At 65.9% G+C, this 419-nt stretch carries 1 protein-coding gene; it reads right to left on the reverse strand.

The window, feature by feature from the left end; genetic code table 11:
• On the reverse strand, positions 1-419 hold a 419-nt coding region (locus ACTQV4_RS10375; protein ID WP_441569791.1), incomplete at both ends, for a hypothetical protein.

Here is a 419-nt window from a genome sequence, read left to right on the forward strand (position 1 = left end):
CTCGTGCGCCAGGTCTGAGATGTCGCTGCGCCACTCGTGTGGGTCGTAGTGGCCTCGGATCACGCGATAGCGCTTGTGCGCCTCACGGATACGCTCCAGCACCTCAGTGCGCGGCACCTGCCATCCGATGCCGTCGACACCCTCGGGTTTCTCCCACAGTCCGATCGTCCACCGGTAGCCGTCTGACATCCGGCAGCCGCGGAGGATGGTCGAGTCGGAGTTCAGCGACCCGTCGAACCCGAGCGTGATCGCTGTGCCATCGGCAGGTTCGGGGCCGTCCATCTGGGCGTCCTCCACAGCCCTGAGCGCGATCCACGCATCCGAGGACGCCATTGCGCGGTTCAGGTAGTAGCGGGCACCCTCAGCCTCGTCGCGGCACTCGGTTGGGTCCAGCATCGTCCGATAAGCAAGTTCAGGGG

Source organism: Collinsella sp. LCP19S3_B11 (assembly GCF_052121915.1).
Taxonomy (GTDB): domain Bacteria; phylum Actinomycetota; class Coriobacteriia; order Coriobacteriales; family Coriobacteriaceae; genus Collinsella.